This is a genomic window from Azospirillum humicireducens (assembly GCF_001639105.2).
Classification (GTDB): Bacteria; Pseudomonadota; Alphaproteobacteria; order Azospirillales; family Azospirillaceae; genus Azospirillum; species Azospirillum humicireducens.
In genome coordinates, this window is the sequence record NZ_CP028903.1 from 671977 (window position 1) to 687686 (window position 15710).

Annotated in this window: 15 protein-coding genes and 1 riboswitch; of the genes, 3 read left to right on the plus strand and 12 right to left on the minus strand. The window is 69.6% G+C overall.

Annotated elements, in window-relative coordinates; all coding sequences use genetic code 11:
- Positions 1-66 precede the first annotated feature (66 nt).
- Complete coding sequence (locus tag A6A40_RS20595) at positions 67-1146, plus strand: aldose epimerase family protein (protein WP_108547740.1); 1080 nt, start codon at positions 67-69, stop codon at positions 1144-1146.
- Between the two features lie 69 nt (positions 1147-1215).
- Complete coding sequence (gene pyk / locus A6A40_RS20600) at positions 1216-2715, plus strand: pyruvate kinase (RefSeq protein ID WP_108547741.1); 1500 nt, start codon at positions 1216-1218, stop codon at positions 2713-2715.
- A gap of 141 nt (positions 2716-2856) precedes the next feature.
- On the opposite strand, the gene A6A40_RS20605 is transcribed toward pyk, so the two are convergent.
- Genes A6A40_RS20605 through A6A40_RS20625 form a run of 5 tightly spaced genes read right to left on the minus strand, consistent with a single transcriptional unit; the run spans position 2857 to position 7000 of the window.
- Complete coding sequence (locus A6A40_RS20605; protein ID WP_108547742.1) at positions 2857-3570, minus strand: histidine phosphatase family protein; 714 nt, start codon at positions 3568-3570, stop codon at positions 2857-2859.
- Positions 3567-3980 (minus strand): DUF6285 domain-containing protein, encoded by a 414-nt coding sequence (locus tag A6A40_RS20610; protein ID WP_108547743.1) that lies wholly within the window; start codon positions 3978-3980, stop codon positions 3567-3569. Before A6A40_RS20610 ends, A6A40_RS20605 begins: the two co-directional genes overlap by 4 nt.
- Positions 3977-5023, minus strand: a complete 1047-nt coding sequence (locus tag A6A40_RS20615; RefSeq protein ID WP_108547744.1) for a phosphotransferase family protein — start codon at positions 5021-5023, stop codon at positions 3977-3979. The genes A6A40_RS20610 and A6A40_RS20615 overlap by 4 nt, the downstream gene beginning before the upstream one ends.
- A complete protein-coding gene (locus A6A40_RS20620) occupies positions 5020-6216 on the minus strand; it encodes an acyl-CoA dehydrogenase family protein (RefSeq protein ID WP_108547745.1) in 1197 nt (398 codons plus the stop codon). The genes A6A40_RS20615 and A6A40_RS20620 overlap by 4 nt, the downstream gene beginning before the upstream one ends.
- Positions 6217-6232: 16 nt before the next feature.
- Positions 6233-7000, minus strand: coding sequence for an SDR family NAD(P)-dependent oxidoreductase (locus A6A40_RS20625; RefSeq protein ID WP_108547746.1), 768 nt, complete (start codon positions 6998-7000; stop codon positions 6233-6235).
- A gap of 148 nt (positions 7001-7148) precedes the next feature.
- Between A6A40_RS20625 and A6A40_RS20630 the strand changes: the two genes are divergently transcribed.
- Positions 7149-7859, plus strand: a complete 711-nt coding sequence (locus A6A40_RS20630) for a TetR/AcrR family transcriptional regulator (RefSeq protein WP_108547747.1) — start codon at positions 7149-7151, stop codon at positions 7857-7859.
- A gap of 25 nt (positions 7860-7884) precedes the next feature.
- Here the strand turns inward: A6A40_RS20630 and A6A40_RS20635 are convergent, their stop codons facing one another.
- The 7 genes from A6A40_RS20635 to A6A40_RS20665 form a co-directional block, all read right to left on the minus strand.
- Positions 7885-8541, minus strand: a complete 657-nt coding sequence (locus tag A6A40_RS20635; RefSeq protein ID WP_108547748.1) for a TetR/AcrR family transcriptional regulator — start codon at positions 8539-8541, stop codon at positions 7885-7887.
- Between the two features lie 7 nt (positions 8542-8548).
- Positions 8549-9862 carry a hypothetical protein gene (locus A6A40_RS20640; RefSeq protein ID WP_108548051.1) on the minus strand — a complete coding sequence of 438 codons (1314 nt, stop codon included), beginning with the start codon at positions 9860-9862 and terminating at the stop codon, positions 8549-8551.
- A 126-nt stretch (positions 9863-9988) separates the two neighbouring features.
- A complete protein-coding gene (locus tag A6A40_RS20645) occupies positions 9989-10705 on the minus strand; it encodes an ABC transporter ATP-binding protein (protein ID WP_174718538.1) in 717 nt (238 codons plus the stop codon).
- Positions 10702-12405: a branched-chain amino acid ABC transporter ATP-binding protein/permease gene (locus A6A40_RS20650; protein ID WP_108547749.1), complete on the minus strand. Its 1704-nt coding sequence runs from the start codon at positions 12403-12405 to the stop codon at positions 10702-10704. Before A6A40_RS20650 ends, A6A40_RS20645 begins: the two co-directional genes overlap by 4 nt.
- A gap of 67 nt (positions 12406-12472) precedes the next feature.
- Positions 12473-13345 carry a branched-chain amino acid ABC transporter permease gene (locus A6A40_RS20655; protein WP_108547750.1) on the minus strand — a complete coding sequence of 291 codons (873 nt, stop codon included), beginning with the start codon at positions 13343-13345 and terminating at the stop codon, positions 12473-12475.
- A 4-nt stretch (positions 13346-13349) separates the two neighbouring features.
- Positions 13350-14486, minus strand: coding sequence for an ABC transporter substrate-binding protein (locus tag A6A40_RS20660; protein WP_108547751.1), 1137 nt, complete (start codon positions 14484-14486; stop codon positions 13350-13352).
- A gap of 73 nt (positions 14487-14559) precedes the next feature.
- A riboswitch (TPP riboswitch) is annotated at positions 14560-14674 on the minus strand.
- 33 nt (positions 14675-14707) lie between these two features.
- Positions 14708-15622: a DMT family transporter gene (locus A6A40_RS20665; RefSeq protein ID WP_108547752.1), complete on the minus strand. Its 915-nt coding sequence runs from the start codon at positions 15620-15622 to the stop codon at positions 14708-14710.
- Positions 15623-15710: the final 88 nt, after the last annotated feature.

The window sequence follows — 15710 nt, forward strand, 5'->3', positions numbered from 1 at the left end:
TCGTGATGATCCTGGGGCTGCTGCTTCTCGGTTTTCTTTAATCTCTTCCACGGGGATGCCTGGACCATGGCGACCTACACCGACTTAAAGCGCGACGATTACCGCGCCACCATCGACGGCAAGCCGGTGGACCTGTTCACCCTGCGCAACAGCCGGGGCATGGTGGTGCGGATTACCAATTACGGTGCCAAGATCGAACAGATCCTGGTTGCCGACCGCGACGGCACCCTGGGCGACGTCGTCCAGGGCTATGACAGCATCGATGGCGCGATGGGCGGCCAGCCCTCCATGGGATCCTTCATCGGGCGCTATTGCGGACGCATCGACGGGGGCCGCTTCACGCTGGACGGGGTGGATCACCAGACCTCGGTCAACAGCCCGCCCAACACCGTGCATGGCGGCGAGCGCGGTTCGCGCTTCCGCGTCTTCGACGCCCGCCAATTGGACGAGGCAAACCTGGAGCTGACCTACGTCTTCCAGGACGGCGAGGAGGGCTTCCCCGGCACCCTGCCGGTGCGGCTGGCCTATTCGCTCGGCGACGACAACGCCCTGACCATCGCCTGGACCGCGGTGGCGGCCGACAAGACCACCATCGCCAACTTCACCGACCACACCTTCTTCAACCTGTCGGGCGATCTCGGATCCTCCATCCTCGACCATGTCGCCACCGTCCATGCCGGCCGCTATCTGGCGCTCAACGACACCGCTGTGCCGACCGGCGAGGTGGTGGACGTCACCGGTACCCCGCTCGACTTCCGCATCCCGGCCGCCTTCGGCGACCGCATCGCCGATGACCACCGCATGCTGGTGCTCGGCAAGGGCTATGATCTGCATTACGTGATCGACGAGCCGGCATCCGGCCCGGCCCCGGCGCTGCAGGCCCGCATCCACCACCCTGGCAGCGGCCGGACTCTGGAGGTGCTGTCGACCGAACCCGGCCTTCAGCTCTACACCGGCAATTTCCTGGAGGGCAAAGCCCCCCGCGACCTCGGCAAGGGCGGCACGCTCTACACCAAACACAGCGCCTTCTGCGCCGAACCGTCGAAATTCCCCAACTCCATCAACATTCCCTCCTTCCCCTCGACCGTGCTGCGCCCCGGCCAATGGTATGCCGGGTCCATCGTCTACCGGTTCGGGGTGGCCTGAGGCGGTGACGCCGCCCGCACCCCTTCAGCCCCGCACGGCCACCATCTTCTCTTCGGAGCCTGTTACCCCATGAGCACTGCCAAGCCGATCCGCCGCTACCGGCAGACGAAAATCGTCGCCACGCTGGGTCCGTCCTCCTCCTCGCCCGCGATGATCCGCCGCCTGTTCGAAACCGGCGTCGACGTCTTCCGCCTGAACTTCAGCCACGGCAGCCACGAGGACCATGGCGAGCGCGTCCGCGCCATCCGCGCGCTGGAGGAGGAGACCGGCCGCCCCATCGCCATCATGGCCGACCTGCAGGGTCCGAAGCTGCGGCTGGGCCGCTTCGCCGACGGTCCGGTGACGCTCACCCCCGGCCAGTCTTTCTGTCTCGACCTGCTGGCGGAACCGGGCGACGCCCGCCGGGTCGGCATGCCGCATCCGGAGATCTTCGCCGCCCTGGTGCCCGATGCCGAACTGCTGCTGGACGACGGCAAGGTGCGGCTGCGGGTGACCGCCTGCGGCGCCGATTTCGCCGAGACGGTGGTGGTGTCCGGCACCAAGCTGTCGGACCGCAAGGGCGTCAATGTCCCCGGTGTGGTGCTGCCGCTGTCGCCGCTGACTGCCAAGGACCGCGCCGACCTCGACTTCGCCCTGGGCCAGGGCGTCGACTGGGTGGCGCTCAGCTTCGTCCAGCGGCCGGAGGATGTGGCCGAAGCCCGCAAGCTGATCGGCGGCCGTGCCGCCCTGCTGTCCAAGCTGGAGAAGCCGCAGGCGATTCAGCACCTCGACCGCATCGTCGAGATGTCGGACGGCGTCATGGTGGCCCGCGGCGACCTGGGCGTGGAGATGCCGCCGGAGGATGTGCCCTCGATCCAGAAGCGCATCGTCCATGCCGCCCGTCTGGCCGGCAAGCCGGTGATCGTCGCCACCCAGATGCTGGAATCGATGATCTCCGCCCCGGCACCGACCCGTGCCGAGGCCTCCGACGTCGCCACTGCGGTGTTCGATGGCGCCGATGCCGTCATGCTGTCGGCAGAAACCGCCTCCGGCGAATATCCGATCGAAGCGGTGGCAATCATGGACCGCATCGCCCGGCGGGTGGAGGGCGACACGCTCTACCGCACCATGATGGACGCGCAGCACGCCGATCCGGAGCAGACCGCGTCCGACGCCATCACCGCCGCGGCCCGTCAGGTCGCCCACACCATCAAGGCGGCGGCCATCGCCACCTACACCAGCAGCGGCTCCACCACGCTCAGGGCCGCCCGCGAACGGCCGGAGGTGCCGATCCTCTGCATGACCGAAAAGGCCGCCATCGCCCGCCGCCTCGTGCTGGCCTATGGCGTCCATGCCGTGCTGACCGAGGACGTGCAGAACTTCTCCGACATGGTGCACAAGGCCGCCCGGCTGGCCTTCGTCCATGGGCTGGCCGAGGAAGGGCAGCGGCTGGTGATCACCGCCGGCGTTCCCTTCGGCATGCCGGGATCGACCAACATCCTGCGCATCGCCTGGGTCGAGGCGCCCAGCCGCCAGGACCGCGAGCGCGATGGCCACGCCCGCCAGACGATGGAGCTTACCGAAGCCTGATCGGCAACCCGGCATAACCGCCGCTTCCGACAACAGCCAGGCTTCCATTTCGGATAAACGGAAGCCTGGCATAACATGAAGATCGGCCTTGCGCAGGTCCGCCTCCTCCGGAGAAGGCGCGCCCCCCGCAGACCGCCGCCGTCAGTCCAAATCCAGCAGAGGGCCGAAGGCCTCCTCCAGGCTGGTGCGGTGGAGGCCGAGCTTCGCCGGGTTTCCAGGGGTCAGGTTCACGGCGCGGATAAGCCGGCGCCGCACACGGCCCTCGGCCACATCGACGTCGACGATGTTGATGCAGCCGTAATCCTGTTCGAAGGCCGACAGGGCGGACAGACCGGCCCCACAGGCCCAGGACAGCAGCATGCGGTTCACGCCGTCATGGGCTGCCAGCGCCAGATGGGTCCAGCCGGGTTCCAGCACCAGCGCCTCGATGGCCTGCACCACCCGGTCGCGGACCGCGGCGAAGCCGTCGCCGCCAGCGAATCTGCCCTCTTCGGTCGCAGCATCGAAGCCGTAGACATAGGCGGCCTCGCGCTTCTCCTTCGGCACGCCGGCCAGCCGACCGGCGCGGATTTCCAGGAAGGCCCGGCGGTCCTCCACCGCCAGCCCATGCGGTTCGGCGATCAGCTCCGCCGTCTGCCGCGTCCGGACGAGGCCGGAACACAGCACGCGGTCGAGCGGCACGGCGGAGAGCAGCCGGCCAGCCGCCCTCGCCTCTTCCCGTCCACGCTCGGTCAGGGCGGCCAGCTTCGGATTCAACGGCTTGCCGTCGGCGTCGTAATAGGCGACATGGCCGTGACGGAGCAGATACAGCCGCCGCCGCGCGACGGTGCCGTCCAGCGGAACGAACAGGCTCATCGCCCCGAGCCCGACGCTTCGGAACCCGGCGCTTCGGGCGGGGAGGCTTCCGCCGCCAGCCGCTTCGGATTGCTCACCGCCAGCCTTGCCCGCGTGATGTCCTTCAGCACCGCCCGCAATGCCTGCTGCCGCTCGGGAGAGTCGAAGCGGCCGACGTCGATGTCCGTGCAGAGCCGGGGCAACAGTGCGCGCAGATCGCCCTTGGCATTGATGAGTTTTCCCACCGCGTCCGCAAGGGCCGCGTCGGCCTTGCCGCCGGCCGCCAGCTCCCGTTCGGCCATGCCGAGCGCGTTGGCGATCATCAGCGCGGTGAATCGCTGGTCGGCCGGAATCACCGGCAGGATCGCCTCGCGGAAGCTGCGCAGCGCGATGGAGACGAGGTCGCCGGCCTTGGGATCGTCGTTGATCATAGGAATCCTCCGCGCGCCGCGACGGCGTCCAGGTGCAGCAACAGGTCCATCTCGATCTCCGGCAGCATCCGCCCGGTCAGCGCCAGTTCCAGCGACGGTTCGGTGCCGGAGATGTGGCGGTTGGCCTGCTGGATCGCGATCACCGCCCAGCGCATGCAGGCGGCCGCTTCCCAATAGGCGACGGCATGGGGATCCACGCGGCGGCCGGCGGTCTCCTCATAACCGGCATAGAGGTCGTCCCGGTCGGCAATGCCGCCGGCCTCGCGGTCGTTGCGGCCGAAGCGCCAGCAGGCGGCGCAGAACCAGCCCAAATCCTCCATCGGGTCGGACCAGCCCGCGAACTCCCAATCGATGATGGCGGACAGCCGGCCATCCTCGACCATGTAGTTGCCGGTGCGGTAATCGCGGTGGCACAGCACGAGGTCGCTGGCGGGCAGCGCGTTCCGCTCCAGCCAGCGCAGGCCGTAGGTCAGCACCGGATCGGTCACGGCATAGCGCCCGGCCCAGCGACGGAAATCGTGGGCGGCCTGCAACGCAGCCGTCGGTTCGGGCAGGGCCAGGAACTCCAGGCCAGGCGTCCCAGGCCGCACGCGATGGATCAGGCCGAGCTGCCGTCCGAGCTCAAAGGCCAGATCGCGCTGCGGCGCCTCGCTCTTGACGATGCGGAAGCCGGCGGCGATGCCCGCCGCCCGCCGCATGATGTAGAAGGGCGCGCCCAGCATCGCCGGGTCCGATCCGACGAACAGCGGCTCCGGCACCGTGGCGCCGGCCGCGAAGACGGCGCCGAGAACCGCAGCCTCCTGCACCTTGCCGAGGCTGGCCGACACGCCGGAGGCGGAGCCGGTGCGCAGCACGCAGGCATGGCGGCCGGACAGCGGCCCGCCGTCGATCTCCAGCGTCACCGCCAGATTGAGCGAGATGGCGCCGCCGCTGAGCCTCCCCTCCTCCGTCACCGTCACGGCCCTGGCCCCGGCCTGCCCGGCCAGCCAGGCTTCCAGCGCGGCCTTGCGCTCCGCGGTCAGGCCGGTGTCGCCGCCGCTCATCGCCAACCCCAGAAATCGTCGCCCTCGGCGAGATAGCTGCGGCTCAGCACCATCTTGTGGACCTCCGACGCGCCATCGACCAGCTTGGCCTGCCGGGCGTAGCGGTAGATCCATTCCAGCACCGTGTCCTTGGAATAGCCGCGCGCGCCGCAGAGCTGGATCGCCGTGTCCGCCGCCTTGAACAGGGTGTCGGCGACCTGGACCTTGGCCATCGACACCTCCTTGCGGGCAAAGCTGCCGCTGTCCAGCGCGTGCGCCGCCTTCATGGTCAGCAGCCGGCCGATCTCGATCTGCATCGCCGTCTCGCCCAGCATCCACTGCACGCCTTCATGCCCGGCCAGCGGCATGCCGAAGCTCTCGCGCTCCTTCACGTAAGCCGCGGCGATCTCCAGGCAGCGCTTGGCAAGGCCGGTCCAGCGCATGCAGTGGGTCAGACGCGCCGGACCGAGGCGGATCTGCGTCGCCTTCAGCCCGTCGCCGACCGTCATCAGCACATTCTCGTCCGCGATCTCCAGTCCGTCGAAGATCAGCTCGCAATGCCCGCCATGCTCCTCCGGCCCCATGATCGGGATGCGGCGCTCGATGCGCCAGCCGGGCTGGTCCTTGTCGAACAGGAAAGCGGTCAGCCCCTTGCGCGGATCGTCGGACGTGCGCGCCATCAGGATGAAGTGCTGCGCCGCGTCGGCTCCGGTGATGAACCATTTGCGGCCCGTCACCACCCAGCGGTCGCCCTTGCGCTCCGCCCTCGTCTTCATCATCGACGGGTCGGAGCCGCCGCCGGGATGCGGTTCGGTCATGGCGAAGGCGCTGCGCACCCGGCCCTCGACGATGGGGGCGAGCCAGCGCTCCTTCTGGGCCGGGGTGCCGACCATGCTCAAGAGCCGCATGTTGCCGTCGTCGGGGGCGGCGGCGTTGAAGCAGACCGGCCCGAAGATCGAGCGGTTCATCTCCTCGTAGCAGGCGGCGACGCCGACCATCGGCAGCCCCTGCCCGCCGACATCCTTCGGCAGCTGAAGCGTCCACAGGCCGGCGGCCTTGGCCTTGGCGCGCAGGGTGGCCAAGGGGGCTTCGGCGATGTTCTCGTGCTCGTCCCAATTGGCGCGGTCGGCTTCGACCGGAAGGATCTCCTCCTCGACAAAGGCGCGCACGCGGCGGCGGATGTCGTCCAGCTCCTGGGGAAGGGTGAAGTCCATGGAACGGCTCCGTTCGCTAGAGGGAGGACACCAGATGGCCGCCGTCGACGGCGAGAACCGATCCGGTCATGTAGGCGCCGGCATCCGAAGCCAGCAGCAGCAGCGGCCCGTCCAGATCGGCCAACCGACCGAGCCGGCGCTGCGGGATGCGCTTGACCAGCGCCTTGCCGGCGTCGCAGGCGAAGAAGTCGGCGTTCAGTTCGGTCTCGACATAGCCAGGGCAGAGTGCGTTGACACGGATGCCGTGGCGGGCCAGCTCCAGCGCCATCGCCTTGGTCAGATGCACCAGACCGCCCTTGGCGGCGATGTAGGACGACACATGGCCGGCCACCCGCATGCCAAGGATGGAGGCGATGTTGACGATGGAACCGCCCTGCTCATCGTCGCGCATGCGCCGCGCCACCGCGCGGGCGACGCGGGCACAGCCGGTCAGGTTGGTTTCGATCACCCGGTCCCACTCCTCCTCGCTCATGTCGAGGAAGGGGCTGGTGGCAGTCACGCCGGCATTGTTGACCAGAATGTCGATGCGGCCGAGCCCGTCCCACGCCTGTGCCACCGCCGCGGAGACGGAGCCGGAATCGGTGACGTCCATCGCGACGACAAGGGCAGTACCGCCGCCCGCCTCGATCGCGGCCTTCGTTTCGGCAAGCGCGTCGGTGCGCCGGGCGGCCAGTGCCACGCGGGCGCCCGCCTTCGCCAGCACCCCGGCGAAATGGCGGCCCAGGCCGCTCGACGCGCCGGTGACCAGTGCCGTCCTGCCGGTGAGGTCGATGGTGAAGCTCATGCTTCCTCCCAGGTTGGGCCGTTGTTGGGATTTCGTCGCAGGCGCTCCGAACGGCGCTCTTGAAAAAACGAGCGAGCGCTCGCTTTATATCCTTGACGACCGTGTCGTGCAAGAACGATTGGCATGGCGAACGATAGGGCCCGACCGCATGAGCAGCTTTCAGGAGTTCCAGGCCCGGCACGATCTGTCGATGGAGGCGCTGTGCAGCCGCATCCTGGAACGCCATGCGGCGACCATCCGGGTGAAGAAACCGGCGGTCGCCATCGCCAATCTCGTGCGCATCGTGGAGACGACGCTGACGCTGGCGAACCGCAAGGGCTTCCACTCCATGAGCCTGCGTGACCTGACCGAGCAGTCGGGGCTGAGCATGGGCGCGCTCTACGCTTACTTCGACAGCAAGGACACGCTGCTGATGATGATCCTGGGCCAGGTCGTCGGCGTGGTGGAGGAGGTGCTGGGCCGTCCGCCGGAGGAACTTGCACAGAATCCCGCCGGCCGGCTGCGCTGGCTTTTGGAAACGCACCTGTATCTGACCGAGGCGATGCATCCCTGGTTCGTCTTCGCCTACATGGAGGCAAAGGCCTTCTCGAAGGAAGGGCGCGATCTCGCCGTCAGCAGCGAGATGATGACGGAATCGATGATCGCCGATGCGCTGGCCGACGGCATCGCCCGCGGGCTGTTTGCGATGCCGGATGTGACGATGGCTGCGGTCTTTATCAAGCCGATGCTGCAGGACTGGTACGTGAAGCGCGCCAAGCACCGCCGCCGCGGCGTCACCCCCGACCTTTATGCCGAGCAGTTGATCGCCTTCGTCGAGGCGGCGGTGGGGCTGAGGACGGTCCAGGCGGCGGGGCGCTGATCCGCTGACCTTGTGTCGGCCCGCGTCAGGCCGGCGGGCGCACCTCACCTGACGGTCCGCCCTTGCCCAGGCCGTTCATCAGCAGGTCGATGCATTGGGCGGCGATGTCTTGGGCGCTGAGGCCGCCGTTCGGGCTGTACCAGCGGGCGATCCAGCTCAGCGCCCCCGCCACGGTGAAGGCGGCGATCTTGGGATCGCACGGGGCGAGGCTGCCCTCCTTGATGCCGCGCTCGATCAGGCGGCGGAACTTGCGGTCGATGCCGCGCTTCAGCGACCGCAGCGTACGGCGGCTTTCCTCCGTCAACGGTTCCTCGCCGACGCGGATCACGCACATGCCGAAATCCATCGTGACGATCTCGGCATATTTGCGCATCACCACGATCAGCTCGTCATATGCGCTGCCGCCATGGCCGTTCACGTCGTTGGAGGCCTCGTCGAGCATCTCCAGCCCGATCCGCACGCACTCGAAGAGGATCTCCTCCTTGTTCCTGACATAGTAGTAAATGGTCGGCTTGGTGACGTTCAGACGCCGCGCGATGTCGTCCAGCGAGGTGTTGTGATAGCCCGTCTCATTGAAGGCCCGCGCCGCCGTCCGCAGCACGGCGACGCGCTTCGCCTCCCGCTCAGTCTGGCGGTCGGATGAGGCCTTCCAAGGCGATTCGCTGTCCCGACCGTCCTGCATCGCGTCGTCAGGGCTTGCCCGGCTGCGGCTTCGCCTGCGGTATCACCGTCGGGGGAGCGGAGCCCGCCTGGGATGCGGCGGAGGGAGCAGCCTCGGTTGCCGGCGGTGCCGCCGGCGGAGTGACGGGCGCGGCATCCGCAGGTGCCGGAGCCGGAGCCGGAGCCGTGCCGGCGCGATGCAGGACCTGGGCCAGATTGTCGCGCACCTTGTCGGCCAGCGCCATGTCAGGTTCGGCCGCCTCGTGGAAGATCACGGTGAACAGGCGGCGTTGCGACAGAAGGAAGTTCAGTGTGACGTGCAGCTTGCCCTGGGGCATGGCGCAATCGACGGAGCCGGTGCGCAGCCAGACCGAACCGGCCTGTTCGGACGGGTTCAGGCTGACGGTCGGGGTGCCTTCGCACCGCTGCTTCATGGCATCGGCGAAGCCGTCCGACAGCTCGTCGATCTTCGCCTCCTCACCCACCGCGCGCTCACGGATGCCGCCGACGATCGGGCCGAAGCGCCAGGCGACGTCCGCCGGGCGGCGTTCCTGCGGGATCTTGTCCATCGGCACCAGTTCGGCGTCATGCACGCCGGCCGCGGTCAGCAGGCTGCCCAGCCCTTCCGGCAGGCGGTTCTTCTTCTCCGCCGGGCGGCCGGCCGCGACCTTGATCGGCGGAACGTTGCCGCCCTTGTCGACGCAGGTCTTCAGATCCCCCAGCACCTTCTTGGTGCCGGCCAGCTTGAAGGCGATGCGGTCGGTGGCCGACGACACCACCAGTTCGCTCCCGCCCATCAGGGCGTTGACCAGTTCCTCGTCCTTGCCGTTGGAAACCACCAGCATGTCCGGCTGCGAAGCGATGGCGACCCGTTCGCGCTTCAGCTTCCTGTCCACCTCCATGGTGACCGGCCATTCGCCGCCCTTGGGCAGGTCGGCGCCGGGGATGCCGATCCCGATGTTCATCTCCCCCTTGGGGCTGCGGGCGAACATCAGCACATGGCCGGAGGTGAACTCCCCTTCCGCCACGCAATAGGCGAAGCTGCCGTCCTTCTTCTTGGCGGCACCGCCGTCCCAGCTTTCGATCAGTTCGCCCGGCCCCTCCGGCTTCGCCGGGGCCGCGGCGCCCTGCCTGTCGCCCTGCTTCTCGGCCGGCTTCTCAGTGGGGTTGGCATCCTGCGCCGGGGCGCCGGGCACGACGATCTCGGCCTCGGGCACCGGCATACCGTAATAGACGGCAGGCGGAATGCTCGGCTCGACCGGCACCAGCTCTGCCAGCGCCGGAGCCGACGCCACCCCCAGCAGGAGGAGCGCGGACAGCGAAGCGGCGGAACGGGCGGTCATGACGAGGTAATCCATGGATGGTTGCGGCGGCGAAGCTATCCGCGCCCGCCCCCATCCGCAAGCCCAACCGCCCGTTCTGTTGCAGGAGGCAGACACCTGTTGCACAGGACACGCAGGGAATTTGCGCTAAACCCCGAAGAACGCCCCGCGCAACACCTCGTCCGACAGCGACGCCACCGGCCCGTCGACCACCACGCGGCCCAGCCGCAGCAGGACGGCGCGCGGGGCGACCGTCAGGGCGCGCGCCGCACTCTGCTCCGCCAGCAGAACAGCGGTGCCGGCAGCGGCGATGCGGCCGACCGCGCCGAACACCTCGTCGGCCAGCTTGGGCGACAGGCCGAGCGACGGCTCGTCCAGCAGCAGCAGGCGCGGCCGCCCCATCAGCGCGCGCCCCAGGCTCAGCATCTGCTGCTGGCCGCCGGACAGGCGCCAGGCGCTGTCCCGGCTCTTGGCCGCCAGATCGGGAAACAGGGCGAAGACGCGCTCGACATCCTGCGCACGGTCGCGGGCGGCGGGCAGGCCGGCGACCTCCAGATTGTCGCGCACGCTCATGCCGGGAAAGACCCGCCGCCCCTCCGGCACATAGCCGATGCCGTGGCGGACCCGCGCCTCCGTCGCCAGCGGACCGAGATCGCCGCCGTCGAAGCGCAGATTGCCGCGGGCCGGCACGAGGCCGAGCAGGGCCTTCAACAGCGTCGACTTCCCCGCCCCGTTGGCGCCGAGCAGCGCGACCGTCTCTCCCGCCGCGACGCTCAGCGAGACACCGTCGAGCGCCGTCGCACCGGCATAACCGGCGGTCAGACCGCGAACGGACAGCAGCGGGCTTGAATGACGTTCGCTCATTGGAGGTCCCCCGCCCGACCCAGATAGGCCGCCGCCACCGTCGCATCCCGGCGCACCCCGTCGGCCGGACCGTCATAGATCACCCGCCCGCGGTCGAGGCACAGCACCCGCCCGGCCAGCGGCAGCAGGAAGCCCATGTCATGCTCCACCAGGAGGACCGCCATCCCCTCCCCCGCCAGTTCGCGCAGCAGGGCGGCCAACTCCGCCTTCTCGCCGTCGGTCAGCCCGGCCGCAGGCTCGTCCAGCAGCAGCACGGCGGGCCGACGGACAACGGCTCGCGCAAGTTCCACCCGGCGACGCAGCGCCGCCGGCAACCCGTCGCAGGACTGGCCGGCAAGGTCGCCCACCCCCAGCCGGTCGAGCGCCCAGCGGGCATGCGCCTCCGCCGTCGCCGCGTCGGGATCGACGGCGAGACGGGCGGCGGCCACCGCCTCCAGCACACCGGTTCCTTCCGGCAGGATCGCCGCCTGGAAGCTGCGGGCCAGCCCGGCATGGGCCAGACGGTCGGCGCGGGCGCCGGTGACGTCGCGCCCGCCCAGCCGCACCCGCCCGGCATCCGGCCGCTCCAGCCCAGACAGCAGGTTGATGACCGTCGTCTTGCCCGACCCGTTGGGGCCGATCAGCCCGGTGATGCTCCCCGGCCGCAACTCCAGCGATACGCCGTCCACCGCCTGCAAGCCGCCGAAGGACTTGGCCAGCCCCTCCACCGTCAGCCCATCCTCGGAAACGGACGGCGGCGGCTCGCGCGCTTCCGGCAGGGCACGGGCCGGACGGCCGAACAGGCGCCCGGCGGCGCGGCCGAGCAGGCCGGTCAGCCCGTCGGGCGCCAGCAGCACGGTCAGCAGCAACGCCGCGCCATAGACGACCAGATAGCCGCGCTCCAGGAAGCGGAACCATTCCGGCAGATGCAGCAGCAGCACGGCACCCAGCACCGCCCCGGCCATGCGCCCCCGCCCACCGACGATGGCGATGGTGAGGATGGAGACCATGACCGGGAACTCCAGCACCTCCGGCGAGACGACGCGTTGGGTGTGGACGGCCAGCGCCCCGGCCGCGCCGGCGAACAGGGCGCTGATGCCGAAGGCCGTCAGCCGCAGCCGGCCGACGTCGAGCCCCAGCGTGCCCGCTGCCAGCGGATCGTCGCGCAGCATCGTCAGCGAGCGCCCGAGCTTTCCATGCGTCAACCGCCATCCCACCAGCCCGCCGAGCGCCACCAGCCCCCAGACCAGCCCCGCCATCGGCAACCCGCGCGGCACCGCCCAGCCGAACAGCACCACCGCCGGCACCCCGGCCAATCCGTTGGAACCGCCGGTCAGCTCCGGCAAATTGACCGCAAGCAGATGAAGGACCTGCGCGATGCCCAGCGTCGCCAATGCAAAATAATGCGACTCCAGCCGCAGCACCGCCAGCCCGACCGGCAGCGCCAGCAGGAGCGGCACCAGCATCGACAGCGGAAAGGTCGCCTCAAAGCCCAACCCATGGCGGCTGCCGAGGATGCCCGTCACATAGGCGCCGACGCCGAAGAAGGCGCCCTGCGCCAGGGACAAGGCACCGCCGAGCCCGAAGACGATCTGGAACCCGAAGGCCGCCAGCGCATAGACACCGGCAACGGTCAGGACGCGCAGGCCGTAGGGAGAGGCGAAAGCCAACGCGTAGACCAGGAGGGCCAGGGCGCCGGCAAACAGCGCGACATTCTCCACCCCGACATAGCCCCCTCTCCCCCCCGGGGAGAGGGTTGGGGTGAGGGGGACGCACGGCGAGGACCGCTCAGCCACGGCGTCGCACCGCTTCGCCGAACAGCCCCTGCGGCCGCAGCACCAGGATCGCCAGCAGCGTCAGGTACAACGCCCCCAATGCCATGGGGTAGGACAGCACAGACGACACCCCCACCTCGAACAGCGCGATCAGCAGCGCCCCCACCACCGCCCCCGGCACCGACCCCCAGCCCCCGATGGTCACCGCGATGTAGGCCTTGAGGATCAGATCCCCGCCCGCGGTCGGCGTGACGAAATAGCGGTTGGCCAGCAGCAGCCCCGCTGCACCGGCGCAGGCGGCGCCGATGGCGAAGGTCACCAGGATCATCGCAGTGACCGGCACGCCGCAGGCCCGCGCCATCTCCGGGTCCTGCGCGGTGGCCCGCAGCCGTCGGCCAAGCTGGGTGCGGGCGAACACCCATTGCTGCAAGCCGATCAGCAGTGCCGCCACCCCGACGATGGCGAGCGACTGCTCCGGCACCGCCAGCCCGCCGATGTAGAGAGTGGCGTCGCCGAACAGCGGCGGTGCGGCACGCGGTTCCGGCCCGAACAGGATGGCCGCACCGTTCTGCAGGATGATGCCGATGGCGATTGTGCTGATGAAGACCGATACCGGAGGGCGGCGGCGCAAGGGCAGGTAGGCCGCCAGCGCCAGCAGCAGACCGAGCCCCGCCATCAGCGCCAGCACCACCGGCAGCAGGGCGATGCCCGGCAGCGGGATCAGCGGCGCCAGCGCCACCGCCAGCAGTCCGCCGGCCATGACCAGATCGCCCTGGGCGAAATTCACCGCCGAGGTGGCGTTCAGCACCAGCACGAAGCCCAGCGCAACCAGGGCATAGGCCGCCCCCAGCGCCACCCCGTTGACCAGCAGTTGAAGCGCCGCCATCCGCTCACTTCACCGCGAGCGTGGGGTCGTCATAGCGCTTGACCAGCGCCGGCACGCGGCTGGCCCCGTCATAGCAGACGATGACGGCGGAATGGGCCATGTTGCCCTTGCCGTCGGACTTGTAGGTCATGGCGAGGCCCTTGAAACTCTCCGCCGACAGCGCCTTGGCGATGGCATCGGGCGAACGGGCGCCGGCCTTGACCGCCTCCAGCACCATGGTCATGCCGTCATATTGGCCGAGCGCGAAGGCATCCGGCTCCTTGCCGAAGGCGGCGCGGTAGGCCTCGGTGAAGGCCTTCACCTCCGCCGTGTCGCCGGAGATGGGCGAGGCCGCGGTCTCGGCACAGACCCCCTTCAGTTCCGCCGGCTCCAGCAGGGCCGCCGTGCTCGGCTGATGCATGGCGGAGCCGGCGACGATGGGAACCGCCACCCCGCTGGAGGCCGCCTGCCGCAGCAGCAGCGCCGTCGGGCCGGAATGCAGGTGCAGCACCAGCACGTCGGGCTTGGCGGCGAGCGCCTTGGTCAGAACCGGCAGCAGATCCTTGGCGGCCGGGTCCACCCCCTCCTCGAACACCGGCGTGACGCCCAGAGCCTTGAAGGCGGCGTCGAGATGCGTCTTGCCGCTCTGCCCATAGGCGGTGGTCTGGTAGATGACTGCGGGCTGCCGCTTGCCCAGTTCCTCCACCACATAGCGGGCATGGGCGGCCTTGGTCACGGCGTCGCCGGGGAAGAAGCGGAAGACCCAGGGGTTGCCCTGCTCCGTGATCGACGCGGTGCCCGACACGGTGACCAGCGGCAGCTTCAACTCCTGCGCCAGCGGCAGCATCGCCAGCATCTGGGTGCCGAGCATGCTGGCGGCGACCGCTCCGACCGTGCCGCGGCCGGCCGCGCGCTCCAGGGCCGTCACCGCCGCCTCGGGCGAGGTGCCGGTATCGACGACCTCCGATGCGATGGCGACGCCGGCCGGGGTCTGCTTCAGCGCCAGGACCGCGCCGTTGCGCTGGCTGGTTCCCTCCAGCGACAGGAAGCCGGTCAGCGGCACCAGCACCGGAAAGGAGAGCGTGTCGTCGGCGCGGGCGCCGGACGACAGGCAGGAGGATGCGGCCAGCAGGCCGATCAGGAGGGGAAGCGCGCGCCGCATGACCGAAATCTCCTCAACACGCGCCGGCAAGCGGAGCGACGCGGAGGGGGACGGGGCGTTTTGCAGGCGATCCGTCGGGTTCCGGTCGGCTCCCTTCGCCGGCATGACCCGGATCAGGTTCGATGGGTGTTGTCTCAGCCCGCGCATCCGCCGATCCGGCATCCGCACGGGCACCCCAGCCGTGAACAGGCGGCGAGAGTGTCGCCGCCGGGCCTGTCCTGTCAAGAACCCAGCCGGCGGCGCGCCACCATGGTTTCACGATGCAGGATGTAGAGCCCGCTGCCGATGATGACCATGGCGCCAAGCAGAACCGGCGCCGTCGGCAGGTCGCCGAACACCACCCAGCCGAACAGGCTGGCCCAGACCATGCCGGTGTATTCGAATGGCGCCACCACCGCCGGCGGCGCGCGGCGGAAGGCCTGGGTCAGCAGCACCTGCGCCCCCGCACCCAGCACCCCGACCAGCGCCATGAGACCCAGCGCGTCGGCGGTCGGCGCCGTCCAGACGGGGACCGTCAGCACACCGCTGACCACCGTCGTCGTCAGCAGAAGATAAAGCACGATCGACGCGCTGGTCTCGGTCCGCGACAGGCCGCGCACGGCCAGCGCCGCCAGCGCATAGAACAAAGCGGCGCACAGCCCGACCAGCACCGGCACCAGCGGCGCCCCGGCCGACGGCTGCGCCATCACCACCACGCCGCCGAACCCGACCACCACCGCCGCCCAGCGCCGCCAGCCGACGGGTTCCCCCAACAGCGGGGCGGACAGGGCGGTGATGAACAGCGGCCCGGCGAAGCTCAGCACATAGACGTCGGCCAGCGGCAGTTCCCGGAATGCATAGAAGAAGCATCCCATCGAGATCAGCCCGGCGAAGGCCCGCCAGACATGCCCCCAGGGCCGCCGCGTCCGCATCGCCGCCAGTCCGCCGCCCCGCCACAGCGTGTAGCCGCCCACCAGAAGGAAGGCGACCAGCGAGCGCACGAACATCAGCTGCGGCACCGGGTAGCCGGCGGTCAGGAACTTGATCAGCGTGTCCATCGCCGCGAACAGCAGGATCGCGGCCAGGAAGCAGCCGACGGCATAGGGAACCGAATCGGCCTCGGCTGGCAGCAGGTCGGCGGTTTCGGCGTCGGTCATGGGATCGGTTCGGACAGGCAATGGCGGAGGCTGCCCACAATATGGGCAAATCCGCCCGCGTCCCAATGCCGCAACCGCAGGTCTGGTA